The sequence below is a fragment of the Rhizobium sp. BK379 genome, from assembly GCF_014193955.1.
Lineage (GTDB): Bacteria > Pseudomonadota > Alphaproteobacteria > Rhizobiales > Rhizobiaceae > Rhizobium.
In genome coordinates this window covers 252,898-268,643 of the sequence record NZ_JACIAD010000007.1, presented here as the reverse complement: position 1 = coordinate 268,643, position 15,746 = coordinate 252,898, and the positions used below count along the sequence as shown (strand labels likewise).

The following is a 15,746-nucleotide window of genomic DNA, read 5'->3' as shown; positions in this document are numbered from 1 at the left end:
TCTATGCTTGTCCTTGTTCATGATTATTTGACCGCGCCGAGCGTAATGCCGCGCACGAGATGTCGCTCGACCAGCAGGAAACCGAGCAGTACGGGCAGCATGCTGAGGGTGCAGGCCGCCATGACGAGTGGCCAATCGACCAGACCTTCACCGGGATTGATGCGATAAAGGCGAGCAAGACCGATCTGCAGCGTGTAGAGGTCTTCCTTGCCAACGGCGACGAGCGGCCAGATGTAGTTGTTCCACTCACTAATGAATATGTAGAGCCCCATGGAAAAGATGGCGGGCTTCGCGATCGGCACGATCACGCGCCACAGCACCTGCAGCGGTGTTGCGCCGTCCATATAGGCGGCCTCGTCCAGCGCTTTCGGGATGCCCTTGATATATTGACGCAGGAAGAAGGCGGCAAAGCCATTCGAGATCGCGGGCAGGATGAGACCGGCATAAGTATCGAGCAGGCCGGCCTTGGCGAGTGTCAGGTAGTTCGGGATCAGGCTGATATGGCTCGGGATCATCAGCGTAGCGACGGTCGCGCCAAAGAGCAGGTTGCCGCCGCGGAACTGGTAGCGCGCGAAGGCAAAGGCTGCCATGGTTGCGACCGTAATGCCGAGCAGCGTTACCAGGCCCGACACGATGATGCTGTTCAGCAGGTAGCGCGCGAAATTGTATTCGGCGACGGCCCGGACATAGTTGTCCAGCGTGAACTCGTATTGGCCCGTGTAATAGGACTGCGCTGTCTCGAAGGACATCCAGATCGAATAGAGTACGGGCGACAGGAAGATCAGGCCGGCAACAAGCGCGAGCCCGGTCACAAGACGGTTCTTAAGCCTCATAGTGAACCCTCCGGCCGATGACGAAGGATTTGATCAGTGCGAGCACGATCAGGAAGATGAAGAGCAGGACGGCGAGCGCCGATCCCCTGCCGATATCGAAAAGGGTAAAACCGACGCGGTAGAGCAGATTGACCAGCATATCGGTCGCACCCGCCGGGCCGCCGCGGGTCATGATGTTGACGATGGTGAAGACCTGAAAGGCCTCGATCACCGAAATCACCAGCAGGAAATAGGTGGTCGGCATGACCAGGGGCACGGTCACGCGCCGGAAGACATGAAAGCGGCGGCCGCCATCCACGGCGGCAGCATCATAAAGTTCCTGCGGCACCGCCTGCAGGCCGGCGATATAGATCACGATATCGTAGCCGAGCTGCTTCCATGTGTTGACTACTATCAGCACCCAGAGCGCGAGTTGCGGATCCTGGAGCCATTGCACCTTGCCGAGGCCGAGCGAGGTCAGCGCCGCATTGACCATGCCGTAATCGGTGGCGAAGACCCAGGAGAAAACAACGGCGATCGAGACTGTGGAGGTTACGGAAGGCAGAAACAGCGCTCCGCGCAGGAGCCGTGAGGGCAGGGTTTCGCGCACGAGATAGCTTGCAACGGCAAGCGCGAGCGCCAGCCGGATCGGCACCGAAAACAGCGCAAAGATCGCGGTTACCTGCAAGGAATTCCAGAAGTCGCGGGAGTTCAAAAGCAGGCGGTAATTCTCAAAACCGACGAAAGGCATAGTCGGCGACAGGAAGTCCCAGTGCCGGAAACTGAGGTTCACGCTGGTGATGACGGGAATGTAGGTGAAGACCGTGATGAAGATCATCAACGGTGCGACGAGAAGATAGGGTGTGAGTTTGCGCAGCATGGGACCGGAACAGTTGAGACGACGGGCCGTTCAAGAACCCGCCGTATTGCTGAAGTGAGAGGCTCAGTTGCTGGAACGCTTGGCTTCTTCGCGCGTCTGCGCGGCAAAATCCTTCATCGTTTCCGTGACATCGCGCTGGCCGAGCGCCATGGCTTCCCACATCTTGTATTCGGTCGAACGCATCCAGGTGACGACGGGCGGACGGGCACGGCCATGAGCGAAATCAAGCTGCTTGATGGCGACGTCGATGCCCTGCTTCTTGGCAAGCGCTTCGATGGCAGCCGGCTGGGCGGCGCTCTTCTTGTTGATCGGCAGGTAGCCGGTTGCGGCAAACCAGATGGAATTGGCTTCCGGCGAAGCAGCGTAGCTGATGAACTTGTAAGCGGCGTCCTGAACATCCTTCGAAGAGGTTGAGAGGATACCGATACCGGCGCCGCCGATCGGAACCGAGCAGACCTTGTTGCAGGGCATCGGACGCACTTCCAGCTTGTCACCGAGCGCCTTCTTGGCACCGCCGTAATCGCCGGTCGAATTCAGGGAGATGCCAACCTTGCCGGCGAAGAAAGCGTCGCGGCCGACATCTTCATCGGTGACGCTATCCGGGGAGGCGACCTTCTGGTCATGTACGAGCGAGGCCATCCACTGATAGGCTTCGATCGTATTGGGCGAGTCGAGCAGGACATCGTTGGTCTTGGAATCGATGAGCTCGCTGTCATTGGACATGACGAGACCCCAGCGCGCAAACTGGCCAGGGGCTGCAATGCCGGTGATGCCTTCCGAGCCGAGCTTCTCGGTGATTGTCTTCGAAACGGCAAGAATATCTGCGAAAGTCTTCAGCGGCGGCTCTGTCGTGAAGCCGGCGCGTGCCAGGATGTCCTTGTTGTAATAGAGGACCGGCGTGGAGGAGTTGAACGGCACGATGTAGTTCTTGCCGTTATAGACGCCGACCTCACGTGCGTAGTCGTAGAGGTCGTCCTTCAGCGGGTCGGCGTTGAAATAGGGTGTCAGGTCGGTCAGGGCGCCGCGGTCGGCAAAGAGGCCGTAGCGGGTGACTTCCATGATGACGGCATCAGGCGCGCGTTTGGCCGGAATGGCGGCCTGCAGCTTGGCGACGATATCATTGTAATCGCCCACAAACTCGCCCTCGATATGAATACCGGGATTGGCGGCTTCAAAATTGGTGATGATCTTGTTGAGCGCTTCGCCGGACGATTTGCTGAAGCTGTGCCAGAACTTCACGGTCGTATCGGCATGCGCCGAACCGATCATGGACATCAGAGCGACAAGGCTGACGGCGGCCGTATTCTGCAATTTGTTTGACATAATTTTCGCCTCTGCAAAAAAAATTGCACTTCGTTTTGGCGACGGATAGCGCGCAGACGAGACAGTTTGTTGAAGGCTGTGCGAAGTTTTCGTGACAGAGAAGGGCGGGGGTCTCTAAGTCCGATGCCTGGTGACAGAGAGCTTCAGTTCGGCCGTGATCGAATGCGCCGGTGAAGGGTGGTCGGGCTTCTGTCCACGGGTCCGGCTGGTCGAACGCTGCGGTGCTTTATGCTTTGCAGGTAGCTGACAGCGTGATATTCCCGATGACGCCCGCCTTTATCTCAAATGTTAAATAGAGATCATATGTCCCAGCAAGAAGACGCGGCGAACACGTCGCAAATGGATTCAGCTCCCCAGCCCATGGCAAGGCCTCAGCGTAAATGGCTGGGTGATATCGAACGCCTCAAAGGATTGGCTATCATCCTTGTCGTTTGGGGACATACCTATGATGCAGCTTTCCCTGTATGGGCTATTGGTCTGCGTAAGGCGATCTACGCTTTCCACATGCCGCTCTTCATGTTCCTGAGTGGTTATGTCTTCGTCTATGTCGGCGCTCACAAACTGAAGGGGTCGCTGTCGACCTATACGTCAAAGCGCGCAAAGCGGCTTCTTATTCCGTTCTTCATCATGGCGGCCATTTAAACGGATCGAGAGCCCTGCCTCCGTATGTTCCCGCCGTTGGCTGAAGCTGGATAGAGCTTCGATCAATGGAAGCCGGATTTCAACCGGCATGGACATTCGACCGCAATGCGGTCGTCGAAACGGGGTAAGAAAATGTTTAAGCACGCGCTGGTTACTGCGGTGACGCTTGCATCTCTGTTTGCGGTTCAGACCGCGCAGGCCGCCGGTCCTGCCGGTATTGCCCGCGGATTGAAGGCCGCGCCGGCATTCAGCTATATTTCCGAAAAGCGCCGGACTACGGCACCTTTCGCCCATGTGATGTTCTGCGCGCAAAACCCCAGTGAATGCGAGGCACGCGGTGGAGCTTCGGAAATTTCGCTGAATGAATTCGCGAACAAGCAGCTTCGATCGGTCAATGCCTCGGTCAACCGTTCGATCCGCCCGGTGAACGACAGCCAGGATCAGGGCGATGTCTGGCAGGTGAACGTGAAATCGGGTGACTGCGAGGATTTCGCGCTGACGAAGCGTGATCATCTTATTGCGATGGGCTGGTCGCCGAAGGCACTGCGGATTGCGGTGACGAAGACGCCTTACGGTGAAGGACACGCGGTTCTGGTTGTCAAGACCGATCAGGGCGATCTGGTGCTCGACAACCGCACGAATGCGATCAAGGGCTGGAAGGATACGGATCTTCGCTGGCTGATGATCCAGTCAGGCGATAACCCCCGCGTATGGTACGAACTCTGATTGGATCTGCTGCACCGTAAAACCAGCCAGACAGACGGTTCTTAGCCGAGCCGTTGGTTTCGTATCACGAACATGGATGGCGTGACGCCCATTGCGTCACGTTCTGGGCTCCATCAAAAAGGCGTCACTTTCCGCGGGCACAAGTTCCAGCGGCCAGATGCGGTTACGCACTCCGTTGCTGTAGGTTTCCGAATAGGCAGGCATTCCCGCAAGCAAGGTTTCGGCAAGTGCCGCACCGAGGTCAGGCAGCGACATGCGGAAGCAGGTGAGTGTCGGCTGCAGGAATCTGGCGCGGGGTTCCTCGCGGAAGCCGATAACAGCGAGATCGCGGCCGGGGACGATGCCGGCTTCGACAAGGCGGCGGTAGAGGCCGATCGCCATCAGTTCGTAGATCAAAATGATCGCTGTGGGCTTGTCCTCGATCCGCAACAGTTCGTCGCCGGCTTGATACCCGCCCTGTTCACTGGACTTCACGCGGATCACCAGCTTCGGATCATAGCCGATACCATGCTTCTCCAGGGCCTTCCGGTAGGCATCGACAAAGATATAGCCGAGATTGATCTCCCCTGACGGTGCGGCAATCGCAATGCGGCGATGCCCCTTGCCGACGAGCCGGTCGACGGCGCAGGTCGCAACACCTTCGAAATCAAGGTCGATCCAGGTGAAGTTGCCGCCGCCGGAAGAGCTGCGACCAAGTGCGACGAAGGGGATCTTCGCCTTGACGAGCAAATCGATACGTTTGTCGATGCGTTGAGTTGCGGAGATAATCATGGCATCGACGACACGGCGCGCCACCATACGCTTAAGATACTCGTAGGGATCCTCGTCGCTGGGGCAGGGGAGCATGACGAGATCGAGTTTATGCCGCGACAACACGCTTTGGAGCCCGCCGGTGACGCCGAGGAAGAAGTTGTCGCTGTTTTCGACCGTCTCCTTGCTGGATTCAATCATCAGGCCGATGACGTTGGTCGTTCCCTGACGAAGGCTGCGGCCGGATTGATTGGCCACGTAACCGAATTCTTCGGCGGCGGCCAGCACGCGCTTGCGGGTCTCCTCGTTGACATCGGCCTTGCCGTTCAGCGCACGCGAAACCGTCCCGATCGATATATCGAGATGTTCGGCGAGCTGGCGGATACCCTTCATCTGCAAACTTTCTTCCGGTAGGCGGATCCTCTGATCTTATTGCCATGGGAAAACGTTTACGGAAAGCATTTGCCGTGACGGCGGACTGTATTTTTGCGCGGTCCGAAAAAAAATTTGTTGCTGCATTGCCGAAGCTTTTGCCTAAGCGCCCGTTCGCATTGTGATTTTCCGCAGCAATCAGACAAACCGTGCCGGCATTGACAGCAGTAAACGTTTCCGCTTAGTATCGTAAACGTTTACGGAAGGCGTTTCGGGAGGAAATCTGAAGCGCACCGCTGGAGGAAATCGTGAAATTGAATGCCATTCTGTGCGGGTGCGGAGCTATGTCCAAAGGCTGGCTGCGTGCTATCAAGGAAACGCCCGACCTTGCCGAGGCAATCCAAGTCGTCGGCCTTGTCGACGTCAATCCGGCTGCCGCTGAGAAGCTCGCCGAGGAATTCGGCTTGAGCGCGGCTCGCATAGGCACCGATCTCGCCGCCGTCATCGCCGAAACCAAAGCAGACATCGTTTTCGATGTCGTTATCCCGACCGCTCGTTTCAACGTCGTCTCGACGGCCATGAAGGCCGGTTGCCATGTGCTGAGTGAAAAGCCGATGGCGACCTCGCTTGCTGAAGGTGCAGCACTCATCGACCTTGCCGCCGAGACCGGCAAGATCCATGCGATCATTCAGAACCGCCGTTTCATATCCGGTGTGCGCCGCCTGCGTCGCTTCGTCGAGAGCGGGGCGATCGGCGAGTTGACCGGCATTCATTGTGACTTCTTCATCGCCCCGCATTTCGGTGGCTTCCGCGAAGAGATGGACAATGTCCTGCTGCTGGACATGGCGATCCACACATTCGATGCTGCACGCTATGTGGCCGGCAAAAAGCCGCTCGCCGTCTATTGCGTTGAGCGTAATCCCAGAGGGTCCTGGTATCGCCATGGTGCCTCGGCCAATGCCACTTTCGAATTCTCCGACGATGTCGTCTTCACCTATCGCGGCTCCTGGTGTGCCGAGGGTGAGCGCACGAGCTGGGAAAGCCAGTGGCGGATCGTCGGTTCCAGGGGCATGCTGACCTGGGATGGCGAGGACGGGTTCAAGGCGGCTACCTCCGGCAATGAGACGGGCCTGCTTCACGGCTTTTCGCCTGTGGAGGTTCCCGCACCCGAGCGCGAGGAAGAAACGCATGGCCATGCCAGCGTGATCGCCAGCTTCGTCGAGGCGATCCGCACCGGCAAGCGGCCGGAGACGGCCAGTTCCGACAATATCAGAAGCCTCGCCATGGTCTTCGGTGCGATCGAAAGCGCCAAGACCGGACGTCGCGTCGAAATTTCAGCATAAGGATAGATGACGTGAGCAACCCCGCCAAAGCCATTCGCATCGGTACCATGGTCAGCGCCTCCAAGGGCGGCGCCGACAAGCGCATTGCCCAGATCGCCGATATGGGTTTCGAAAGCTTCGAGCCTTTCTTCTGGCAGACCACCAATGGCCAGGATCTCGCCGAACTCGGCAAGCGTAGCGTCGACGCAATCGGTGATCGCGACATCACCATTTCGACGCTCGGCATGTTCGGCAATCCGCTCGAGGAGACCGATATCGACCTGCAGACGCTGCAGGGCTGGAAGGATTGCATCGATAACGCCCATCACTTCGGCGCCACCTGCGTTGCCGGTTTTACCGGCCGCATCCGCAACAAGCCGCTGACCGAAAGTCTGCCGCGCTACAAGCAGATCTGGAGCGAGCTCGCCAAGCGCGCTGCCGACAAGGGCATCAAGATCGCTTTCGAAAATTGCGCCATGGACGGCAACTGGGCGACCGGCGACTGGAACATTGCCCATAACCCCGATGCCTGGGAACTGATCTTCAACGAGACGCCCGACGACAATATCGGCCTCGAATGGGAGCCGTGCCATCAGATGGTCTATCTGATCGAGCCGCTGCCGCAGATCCGCAAGTGGGCGAGCAAGATCTTCCACGTCCACGGCAAGGATGCGACCATCCGCTGGGATGTGATCAAGGAACACGGTATTTTCGGCAAGGAGAAGTTCGTCTTCATGCGCACGCCGGGCTTCGGCGACAGCAACTGGACAGACATCATTTCCGAGCTGAGGCTCGCCGGCTGGTCCGGTTCCATCGATATCGAAGGCTGGCATGACCCGGTCTATCGTGATGCGCTCGAAATGACCGGTCAGGTCTATGCGCTCAATCATCTGAAACATGCCCGGGGCGGCGATTTCGTCATCGATCCGGTGTGAGGAAACATGGCCGGCACGGAGGACATGCCGGCCATTTCAAGGGATAACCACAAAGGAGGAGAACTATGGCTATCCGCAAATTTGCAGTTCTGGGTGCGCTGGCGCTTGCTGGCGTTTCGCTCTTCGGACTTTCCGCCAAGGCGGAAGACGTCAAGCTAACGCTGTGGTCGCTCGACAAGGACATCCAGCCGGCGCCGAACCTGGTCAAGGAATTCAATGACCAGCACAATGGCATTACCATCGAATATCGCCTGATCCAGTTCGACGACGTCGTTACGGAAGCGATGCGCGCCTATGCTACCGGCCAGGCTCCCGACATCATCGCCGTCGACAATCCCGAGCACGCGCTATTTTCATCGCGCGGCGCCTTCCTTGATCTGACCGATATGATCAAGAATTCCAAGGTCATCAAGCCCGAAAACTACTTCCCCGGACCGCTGAAGTCGGTCGAGTGGGACGGCAAATATTTCGGTGTGCCGAAGGCAACGAACACGATCGCGCTTTACTACAACAAGGACATGTTCAAGGCGAAAGGCCTTGATCCGAACAAGCCGCCGCAGACCTGGGACGAACTTGTCGAAGATGCCCGCAAGCTGACGGATCCGGCTAAGAACGTCTATGGTCTCGCCTTCTCGGCCAAGGCCAATGAGGAAGGCACCTTCCAGTTCCTGCCCTGGGCGCAGATGGGCGGCGGCAGTTATGAACACATCAATTCCGACGGTGCGGTCAAGGCGCTTGAAGTCTGGAAGACGATCATGGACGAGAAGCTTGCTTCTCCGGATACGCTGACCCGTGGCCAGTGGGATTCGACCGGCACTTTCAATTCCGGCAACGCCGCCATGGCGATTTCCGGTCCGTGGGAGCTGGACCGTATGACGAAGGAGGCCAAGTTCGACTGGGGTGTCACTCTGCTGCCGGTCCCGAAAGAAGGTGCTGAGCGTTCCTCGGCCATGGGCGACTTCAACTGGGCGGTTTTCTCGACGAGCAAACATCCGGCTGAAGCCTTCAAGGCGCTCGAATATTTCGCGTCGCAGGACGACAAGATGTTCAAGAACTTCGGCCAGCTTCCGGCCCGTTCCGACATCTCGATCCCCGAGACCGGCCAGCCGTTGAAGGATGCTGCCCTCAAGGTCTTCCTCGAACAGCTGAAATACGCCAAGCCCCGCGGCCCGCATCCGCAGTGGCCGAAGATTTCCAAGGCGATCCAGGACGCCATTCAGGCCGCACTCACCGGCCAGATGAGCCCGAAGGACGCGCTTGATCAGGCTGCCGACAAGATCAAGGCAGTGCTCGGCTAACTATCACCGGATGGCCACCGGCCATCCATCTTTTCCTCCCGGCAGGGGCTGTCTCCCGCGAAAGCGTCGGGCAGCCCCGTTCGGAGCAATGGAGGACCCATGAGAAGGATCCTTTCCAGCGTCAGGGATGGCCGCGGTTTCGATATCGTGCTCGTCGCCTTTCCGCTCGGCTTTCTGTTCCTGATGGCAGGCCTGCCGCTCATTTACAATGTGGTGATGAGCTTTCAGGAGGTTGACATGTTCAGCCTCGGTACCTTCTCGCGCCCCTGGGTGGGTTTCAAGAACTACGTGGACCTCTTTGCACAGCCTGAAACGCTGCCGATCCTCTACAATACGGCGATCTTCGTCGTCGGTTCGATCGCCGGCCAGTTCTTGATAGGCTTCGGTCTGGCACTGTTCTTCTGGGTCAATTTCCCAGGCGCCTCCTGGCTGCGCGGCCTCTTTCTTGTCTCCTGGGTCATGCCTGGCCTCGTCGTCGGTGCGATCTGGAACTGGATCCTGTCGGGCGATTTCGGTGTGCTGAACTTCATTCTGAAGGACAGTGGCATAATCTCCGGCAACATCTTCTGGCGCTCGGACCCGCACTATTCGCTCTACGCCGTCATCATCGCCAATATCTGGCTCGGCACATCCTTCAACATGATTCTGCTGTCCGTCGGTCTCTCCGGTATCCCGGGTGATCTTTATGAAGCCGCCGAACTTGATGGCGCCACGGCCTGGCAGCGCTTCTGGACGATCACGCTGCCGATGATGCGCTCGACGATTGGCGCCATCATTTCGCTCGGCCTGATCTTCACGCTGCAGCAGTTCGACCTCTTTGCCGCCATCACTTCAGGCGGACCAAACAATTCCTCCAACGTCACGCAATACTGGGCCTGGGATTTGTCTTTCCGCCAATACGATTTCGCCAAGGGCGCGACCATTTCCGTCATCATGATCGTCTTCGTGATGTTCGCCTCTGTCGTCTACGTGCGCTCGACCCGCCATGAGGTGCGCGGATGAGCGAGACTGCACGCAATCGATTGATGCTCGTGATCGCCATCACCATGGCGGCGATCTATCTTTTCCCACTCTATTGGATGTACATCACCGCGCTGAAGAGCGGTTCGGAGATGTTCGCCACACCCCCGAGCTTTTGGCCGGCCTCGCCGCAATGGGGCACCTATACCTATGTCTGGGAAAGCCGGAACATGGGGCTCTATCTCTGGAACTCGCTGGTGATCGCGATTGGCGCTGTCGTTATCATCACGGTGCTCGGCGTCGGCTGCGCCTATGTGCTGGCGCGCTACCGCAACATCTGGGTGGATATCGGCCTCTTTCTTATTCTCATGCTGCAGGTTCTGCCGGCTTCGCTGATGATCACGCCGATCTTTGTCGGTTTCTCGCAGATCGGCATGCTGAATTATCCGCGGCTTGCCGTCATCATCGCCATTGCCGCAAAAAGCATGCCGTTCTTCGTGGTACTGGTGCGCGCCACGTTCATGGCGGTCCCGATGGAGCTCGAAGAGGCGGCGCTCGTCGACGGCAATTCGCGTGTCGGCGCCTTCTTCAATATCGTGCTGCCGCTTGCCCGCAACGGCATTTTGGTCAGCGCTATCCTCATCTTCATGCAGGCCTTCGGCGAGTTCGTCTATTCCAAGTCGATGATCCAGGCCGCCGAGCTTCAGCCGGCAAGCGTCGGGCTCAATTCCTTCATGGGGCCGAATACCAATGAATGGAACAACATCATGGCCTACGCCACGATGTATGTGACGCCGATCCTTGCCATCTTCGTTCTCTTGCAGCGCCGCATCGTATCCGGCCTCACTTCGGGAGCCCTCAAATGACCCCACAGATCGAGCTTGCCGGCGTCAACAAATATTACGGCGCCTTCCATGCCTTGAAGAATATCGACCTTTCCATCGCCAAGGGCACCTTCGTTGCACTCGTTGGCCCTTCCGGCTGCGGCAAGTCGACCCTGCTGCGTTCGCTCGCCGGACTGGAGACCATTTCCGATGGCAGCCTGAAGATTGCCGGCGAGATGATGAACGGAGTGCCGCCGCGTAAACGCGATGTTGCCATGGTATTCCAGTCCTATGCGCTTTATCCGCATATGACCGTTGAGGAAAACCTCACCTACAGCCTGCGCATGCGTGGCGTTGCAAAGGCGGAGGCGAAGAAGGCGGCCGAGGAGGTCGCTGCCACCACAGGCCTTTCGCATCTGCTGAAGCGCTATCCGCGTGAGCTTTCCGGCGGTCAGCGCCAGCGCGTTGCCATGAGCCGTGCCATCATCCGCCACCCGAAGGCTTTCCTTTTCGATGAGCCCCTGTCAAACCTCGATGCGGCGCTGCGCGTCCATATGCGCAAGGAAATCCGCGCGCTGCACGATCGTCTGCACGCGACCTCGGTCTATGTAACGCATGACCAGATCGAAGCGATGACCATGGCCGATCACGTCGTCGTCATGCGCGACGGCATCATCGAACAACAGGGCCGTCCGCTTGATCTCTATGACCGGCCTGCCAACAAATTCGTCGCAGGTTTCATTGGTTCACCTGCGATGAACTTCATTCCGGCCGTGGCCGGCGAGGATGGAAAAAGCCTGACGCTCGATCTCGGCTCGGTCAGGCAGCAGATTGCCATCGATCATCAGATCCAGCCGGGCCGCAAGGTCACCGCCGGCATCCGGCCTGAGCATATCGGCATCACCAATCAGGGGCAGGGGAGCTTTGACGTGCCGGTCGCGGTCGTTGAATCCACGGGCTCATCGACCTTCATCACCGCGGCTACGACACCCGAAATGACGATCGTCGAAACGGGCAGAGGATCGGTTCAGCCGGGCCAGACGATCGGCGTCACTGTCGATCCGGTACAGGTGCATCTCTTTGATGAGACCAGCGGCATCAGAATTTGATGTCGCATTTGGGTCAGGTCCCGCAGCTATCCACTGCGGGATCCTGCTTGGCCATGATTTATCAGCGGCAAATCTGAATGCTCTCGGCGGCCATGTGCGTCGGCCGAGCCATCGCGATGCTTATTGAGCGAGCGAAGCCGTCGCGGCTTTCTTCGCTGCAACTTCCGTATCATGCGGTCGTTCGCTGGAGTTTGCCCATACAGCCACAGCAAGTCCTGCAACGATGAAATAGGGCAGTTTGCTTGAAAGCTTCAGCTTGCCGGAAACGGCATTGCCGCGGGTGCATTCAAAGCCGGACATTTCTGGGGTCATCAGTACCTGTCTCGTGTGAATATCACGTCGCATACATAGTACATGCGGTGATTCGAATGAACCCCCAGATTAGGGGATATACACGAGCTTGTTGATGTCGGGCGGATCAGTGCCCGCTGGGATGGCTTGAGCCCTCACCGAGGTCGATCTTGCGCAGAATGAAGGCGAGCGGCAAAACTGCTAGCGACAGCCACATTAACGTGTGAAAGACGTCGATATAGGCAAGATAACTTGCCTGGATCTGCACCTGTTGGCCGATCCAGCCTAGGGCCTGTGATTGTGCATCGATCGCTCCGTTTCCTCTGTCGGCAAAATATTGGGTCGCCCCCTGCAGCGCATGATTGTAGGCGGGGTCGGAGGGGATGATGTGCTCGACCAACCGGCTTTGATGCCATTGTTCACGATGGGCAAGCACGTTGGATGCGATTGAAACACCAATAGAGCCGCCGGTATTGCGCGCCGCATTGATGAGGGCCGATGCCTGGTCGGTCTGGTCCGGCCTGAGGCCGTCATAGGAAGCTGCGGTCATGGGAATGAAGATCAGCGGAAGGCCGAAGCCGAGATAGATGCGCGACCAGACGAAAAAACCGAAGTTCAAATCGGCATTGAGGCGCGTCATGTCATACATTGCAGCTGCAATGATCGCCGTGCCGATCGCGATCAGATATTTCGGCTGGACCTTGTTGGAGATCCGGCCGGCCACGAACATCATGAACATCGTGACCAGGCCGCCGGGCGAGAGCGCAAGCCCGGCCCAGGTCGCTGTATAGCCGAAATTCTGCTGCAGGACCTGCGGAATGAACTGGGTTGTGGCGATCAGGATCGCGCCCGTTGCCAGCATGACGATGAAGCAGGAACCGAATTGCCGGCTTGCCAGCAAGCGCAGGTCGACGACGGGACTGGTCGCTTTCATCAGCCATGGGATCGCAAGAAGAAGAGCTGCGATGCAGATTGCCGTCGCACCGATGATGAAGTTCGAGTCGAACCAGTCTTCCGTCTGGCCACGGTCGAGAACCAATTCGAGCGCGCCGAGAAAGGTCGCGACCAGCAGGAAGCCGACAATATCGAAGCGCACGCCCTTCCGGCGCATCCGCGCGCGCTCCTGACGCAGCGAGTCCGGTTCGTCCACGAGGAAATAGACGAGGATGAACGCAAAGAGGCCGACGGGTCCATTGATCAGGAAGCACCAGTGCCAGGAGAAATTGTCCGAGAGGTAGCCGCCGAGCGTCGGGCCGACGACGGGAGCTACGACAACGGCAACGCCGAAGAGTGCAAATGCCTGGCTGCGCTTCGATGGCGGGAAGGAATCGGCGAGGATCGACTGGGAGATCGGCACCATGCCGCCGCCTGCGAAGCCTTGGATCATGCGAAAGATCAGCAGGGATTGCAGGTTCCAGGCGAGGCCGCAGCAGAGAGAGGCAATGGTGAAGGTCGCAAGGCACAGAAGATAGAAGCGCCGTCTCCCGTAACGCTTGGCAATGAAGCTGCTGGCGACGAGAATGATGGCGTTGGAAACGAGATAGGTGGTGACGACCCATGACGCTTCATCGGCGCTGACGGCAAGGCCGCCGGAGATGTAGCGCAGCGCCACATTGGCAATCGTCGTATCCAGAACTTCCATGAAGGTCGCGAGCGAAACGACGAGCGCGATCAGCCACGGATTGGCGATCCTGGCACCAGATGCCGGCGTGCCATCGGCTGTCGTGGCATCGGTCATGTCAGTTCCTCGGACGCACGGTTACCGTTGGCACCACGGACATGCCGGGACCGATGGCCACGTCCTTCGGCCAGTTGTCGACGACGATCTTGACGGGCACGCGCTGTGTGACCTTGACATAGTTGCCGGTGGCGTTTTCAGCCGGAAGCAGTGAAAAGGCAGTGCCCGAACCGGGCTGGACGGAATCGACACGGCCGCGAAGCACATGATCTGGATAGGCGTCGATCGTAACATCGACGGGCTGGCCCGGCCGCATGTCCGTCAGCTGGGTTTCCTTGAAATTGGCCGTCACCCAGATCTCGTCGGGCACGAACATGGAGACTGCCTGCCCAGCCTGGACATATTGCCCTTTCGAGCCACTGAGCTTGACGACACGGCCGGGCTGCGCGGCCGTGATCGTCGTGTAGCTCAGATTCTGTTCGGCCGCTTCAACCTGGGCTTCCGCCTGATGCAGATTGGCGACGGCGCTGGCCCGTTGCGCTTCGGCAGCTGCCTTGTTCTTGACGGCCGAGGTGACGCTTGCCTGCGCTTGAGCGGTACTTGCTCTGTTTTGCCTCAATGTTGATGCTGCTTGCTGTGCGGCCTGTTCCGAGCCGGCGCCGCTTTTGACCAGCTGCTGCTGCCGGTCGTTTTCATCCTCTGCATATTGAAGGGCTGCTTCTGCGGAGGTTTGCTGTGCCTTGGCCTCGTCGATCGCTGCGGCTGCCGCTGCAATCTGCGCTTCGGCGTTGGAGATCGCTGCCTTTGCGACACCGACCTGGCCGTGGGCCTGATCCAGTGCGATCTGATAGTCGCGGGGGTCGATCTTGGCGATGATCGCGCCGGCGTCGACATGCTTGTTATCGGAGACGGGAACATCCGAGACATAACCCGATACCTTGGCAGCGACCGAGAAGCTGCGGGCATCGACAAAGGCATCGTCCGTCGTTTCGTAGGGATGAAAATAGATGAGCCAGATGAAATAGCCGACGGCAGCAAGAACGATCAGGGCAAGAACGACAAGTATGGTCGCTATCGGATGGCGCCGGATGATGGAGGGACGCTTCTCATCTTCCGTTTCGTTCTTGACCTCCTGGTCCGGTGCTTCGTTTTTTGCAGGACCGGAGGACTGATCTTGCCCGGCGGCGGCGCGCTGGTTCTGGGGCACGGCAATGTCTTTCATTATGAAAACCTGAAACCAACGCCGGATCATCGGCTTCGGTTCCGGTCAAAATGCCGCAAGACTTCCTAGAGCAACTGTAGCTGAGGAACAATTCCAGGTGGCGAAGGTTAAGCCAACGCCGGGCGACCTCTATGGATCAAGAACATGACCTATTCGACCACACGCGCCTACATCTCGATCGTGGCGCCTCCTCTACGCTCGATCCCGCTTCATTTTTCAGCCGGCTGCTTTATCGGGGCTCTGCTGACGGACATCACCTATTGGCGAACGGCAGAGATGATGTGGACCAATTTTTCCGCCTGGCTCCTGGCATCGGGACTGTTGCTCGGTGGACTGGCCGCCCTCGCTGCGCTGGTTGACATCTTCATCGGCCGGCTGCCGCTACGCGGTGTGGGATGGCTTTATGTCATCGGCAACATCGCAGCTTTCCTGGTTTCGCTGTTCAACGCCTTCATTCACAGTCGCGATGCCTGGACATCCGTCGTGCCGACAGGGCTGATGCTGTCGGTCGCTGCAACCGCGCTGATCGTCATCAATGCCTGTCTCGGCTGGGTTGTTCTGCGCCAGCGCATCGGAGGGCTCGAATGATGACCCGGTCTCTT

Annotated in this window: 16 protein-coding genes; 9 read left to right on the top strand and 7 right to left on the bottom strand. The window is 58.4% G+C overall.

Annotation, left to right across the window (positions count from 1 at the left end):
• Nucleotides 1-23: 23 nt before the first annotated feature.
• The 3 genes from FHT93_RS27350 to FHT93_RS27340 all read right to left on the bottom strand — a co-directional run bounded on the left by FHT93_RS27350 (nucleotide 24) and on the right by FHT93_RS27340 (nucleotide 3,015).
• On the bottom strand, nucleotides 24-833 hold the full coding sequence (locus FHT93_RS27350) for a carbohydrate ABC transporter permease (protein ID WP_113014349.1): 810 nt from the start codon (nucleotides 831-833) through the stop codon (nucleotides 24-26).
• On the bottom strand, nucleotides 823-1,692 hold the full coding sequence (locus FHT93_RS27345; protein ID WP_113014348.1) for a sugar ABC transporter permease: 870 nt from the start codon (nucleotides 1,690-1,692) through the stop codon (nucleotides 823-825). The genes FHT93_RS27350 and FHT93_RS27345 overlap by 11 nt, the downstream gene beginning before the upstream one ends.
• A gap of 63 nt (nucleotides 1,693-1,755) precedes the next feature.
• On the bottom strand, nucleotides 1,756-3,015 hold the full coding sequence (locus FHT93_RS27340) for an ABC transporter substrate-binding protein (RefSeq protein WP_113014347.1): 1,260 nt from the start codon (nucleotides 3,013-3,015) through the stop codon (nucleotides 1,756-1,758).
• Nucleotides 3,016-3,318: 303 nt separating this feature from the next.
• Between FHT93_RS27340 and FHT93_RS27335 the strand changes: the two genes are divergently transcribed.
• Together FHT93_RS27335 and FHT93_RS27330 are read left to right on the top strand one after the other, a co-directional pair.
• Nucleotides 3,319-3,657, top strand: coding sequence for an acyltransferase family protein (locus FHT93_RS27335; RefSeq protein ID WP_162710116.1), 339 nt, complete (start codon nucleotides 3,319-3,321; stop codon nucleotides 3,655-3,657).
• Between the two features lie 132 nt (nucleotides 3,658-3,789).
• The gene (locus FHT93_RS27330; protein WP_183850381.1) at nucleotides 3,790-4,383 is read left to right on the top strand and encodes a transglutaminase-like cysteine peptidase; all 594 of its coding nucleotides are present in this window, start codon (nucleotides 3,790-3,792) and stop codon (nucleotides 4,381-4,383) included.
• Nucleotides 4,384-4,479: 96 nt separating this feature from the next.
• On the opposite strand, the gene FHT93_RS27325 is transcribed toward FHT93_RS27330, so the two are convergent.
• The gene (locus tag FHT93_RS27325; protein WP_112970278.1) at nucleotides 4,480-5,526 is read right to left on the bottom strand and encodes a substrate-binding domain-containing protein; all 1,047 of its coding nucleotides are present in this window, start codon (nucleotides 5,524-5,526) and stop codon (nucleotides 4,480-4,482) included.
• A 287-nt stretch (nucleotides 5,527-5,813) separates the two neighbouring features.
• Between FHT93_RS27325 and FHT93_RS27320 the strand changes: the two genes are divergently transcribed.
• From FHT93_RS27320 to FHT93_RS27295, 6 genes are all read left to right on the top strand, one after another.
• Entirely contained in the window at nucleotides 5,814-6,848 is a 1,035-nt protein-coding gene (locus FHT93_RS27320) for a Gfo/Idh/MocA family oxidoreductase (protein WP_113114331.1), read from the top strand.
• Nucleotides 6,849-6,859: 11 nt separating this feature from the next.
• Nucleotides 6,860-7,762, top strand: a complete 903-nt coding sequence (locus FHT93_RS27315) for a sugar phosphate isomerase/epimerase (protein WP_112545283.1) — start codon at nucleotides 6,860-6,862, stop codon at nucleotides 7,760-7,762.
• A 65-nt stretch (nucleotides 7,763-7,827) separates the two neighbouring features.
• Nucleotides 7,828-9,060 (top strand): sugar ABC transporter substrate-binding protein, encoded by a 1,233-nt coding sequence (locus tag FHT93_RS27310; protein WP_112970280.1) that lies wholly within the window; start codon nucleotides 7,828-7,830, stop codon nucleotides 9,058-9,060.
• 99 nt (nucleotides 9,061-9,159) lie between these two features.
• Nucleotides 9,160-10,062 carry a sugar ABC transporter permease gene (locus FHT93_RS27305; protein WP_113208692.1) on the top strand — a complete coding sequence of 301 codons (903 nt, stop codon included), beginning with the start codon at nucleotides 9,160-9,162 and terminating at the stop codon, nucleotides 10,060-10,062.
• Complete coding sequence (locus tag FHT93_RS27300) at nucleotides 10,059-10,886, top strand: carbohydrate ABC transporter permease (RefSeq protein WP_183850379.1); 828 nt, start codon at nucleotides 10,059-10,061, stop codon at nucleotides 10,884-10,886. The genes FHT93_RS27305 and FHT93_RS27300 overlap by 4 nt, the downstream gene beginning before the upstream one ends.
• Nucleotides 10,883-11,953, top strand: coding sequence for an ABC transporter ATP-binding protein (locus tag FHT93_RS27295; protein WP_113014342.1), 1,071 nt, complete (start codon nucleotides 10,883-10,885; stop codon nucleotides 11,951-11,953). Before FHT93_RS27300 ends, FHT93_RS27295 begins: the two co-directional genes overlap by 4 nt.
• Nucleotides 11,954-12,073: 120 nt before the next feature.
• On the opposite strand, the gene FHT93_RS27290 is transcribed toward FHT93_RS27295, so the two are convergent.
• The 3 genes from FHT93_RS27290 to FHT93_RS27280 form a co-directional block, all read right to left on the bottom strand.
• Nucleotides 12,074-12,265: a hypothetical protein gene (locus FHT93_RS27290; protein WP_162710117.1), complete on the bottom strand. Its 192-nt coding sequence runs from the start codon at nucleotides 12,263-12,265 to the stop codon at nucleotides 12,074-12,076.
• 106 nt (nucleotides 12,266-12,371) lie between these two features.
• Complete coding sequence (locus FHT93_RS27285; protein ID WP_183850377.1) at nucleotides 12,372-13,982, bottom strand: DHA2 family efflux MFS transporter permease subunit; 1,611 nt, start codon at nucleotides 13,980-13,982, stop codon at nucleotides 12,372-12,374.
• Nucleotide 13,983: 1 nt separating this feature from the next.
• Nucleotides 13,984-15,144, bottom strand: coding sequence for an HlyD family secretion protein (locus tag FHT93_RS27280; protein WP_183850375.1), 1,161 nt, complete (start codon nucleotides 15,142-15,144; stop codon nucleotides 13,984-13,986).
• 144 nt (nucleotides 15,145-15,288) lie between these two features.
• On the opposite strand from FHT93_RS27280, the gene FHT93_RS27275 reads away from it, so the two are divergent.
• Nucleotides 15,289-15,732, top strand: coding sequence for a DUF2231 domain-containing protein (locus FHT93_RS27275; RefSeq protein ID WP_183850373.1), 444 nt, complete (start codon nucleotides 15,289-15,291; stop codon nucleotides 15,730-15,732).
• The last annotated feature ends 14 nt before the right edge of the window (nucleotides 15,733-15,746 follow it).

Excerpts from the sequence above, each read along its gene's own strand:
- FHT93_RS27295 (WP_113014342.1), top strand. The coding sequence starts at position 10,883 with ATGACCCCACAGATCGAGCTTGCCGGCGTCAACAAATATTACGGCGCC.
- FHT93_RS27290 (WP_162710117.1), bottom strand. The coding sequence starts at position 12,265 with ATGACCCCAGAAATGTCCGGCTTTGAATGCACCCGCGGCAATGCCGTT.
- FHT93_RS27300 (WP_183850379.1), top strand. The coding sequence starts at position 10,059 with ATGAGCGAGACTGCACGCAATCGATTGATGCTCGTGATCGCCATCACC.
- FHT93_RS27285 (WP_183850377.1), bottom strand. The coding sequence starts at position 13,982 with ATGACCGATGCCACGACAGCCGATGGCACGCCGGCATCTGGTGCCAGG.
- FHT93_RS27310 (WP_112970280.1), top strand. The coding sequence starts at position 7,828 with ATGGCTATCCGCAAATTTGCAGTTCTGGGTGCGCTGGCGCTTGCTGGC.
- FHT93_RS27280 (WP_183850375.1), bottom strand. The coding sequence starts at position 15,144 with ATGAAAGACATTGCCGTGCCCCAGAACCAGCGCGCCGCCGCCGGGCAA.
- FHT93_RS27340 (WP_113014347.1), bottom strand. The coding sequence starts at position 3,015 with ATGTCAAACAAATTGCAGAATACGGCCGCCGTCAGCCTTGTCGCTCTG.
- FHT93_RS27325 (WP_112970278.1), bottom strand. The coding sequence starts at position 5,526 with ATGAAGGGTATCCGCCAGCTCGCCGAACATCTCGATATATCGATCGGG.
- FHT93_RS27305 (WP_113208692.1), top strand. The coding sequence starts at position 9,160 with ATGAGAAGGATCCTTTCCAGCGTCAGGGATGGCCGCGGTTTCGATATC.
- FHT93_RS27345 (WP_113014348.1), bottom strand. The coding sequence starts at position 1,692 with ATGCTGCGCAAACTCACACCCTATCTTCTCGTCGCACCGTTGATGATC.
- FHT93_RS27330 (WP_183850381.1), top strand. The coding sequence starts at position 3,790 with ATGTTTAAGCACGCGCTGGTTACTGCGGTGACGCTTGCATCTCTGTTT.
- FHT93_RS27350 (WP_113014349.1), bottom strand. The coding sequence starts at position 833 with ATGAGGCTTAAGAACCGTCTTGTGACCGGGCTCGCGCTTGTTGCCGGC.
- FHT93_RS27275 (WP_183850373.1), top strand. The coding sequence starts at position 15,289 with ATGACCTATTCGACCACACGCGCCTACATCTCGATCGTGGCGCCTCCT.
- FHT93_RS27335 (WP_162710116.1), top strand. The coding sequence starts at position 3,319 with ATGTCCCAGCAAGAAGACGCGGCGAACACGTCGCAAATGGATTCAGCT.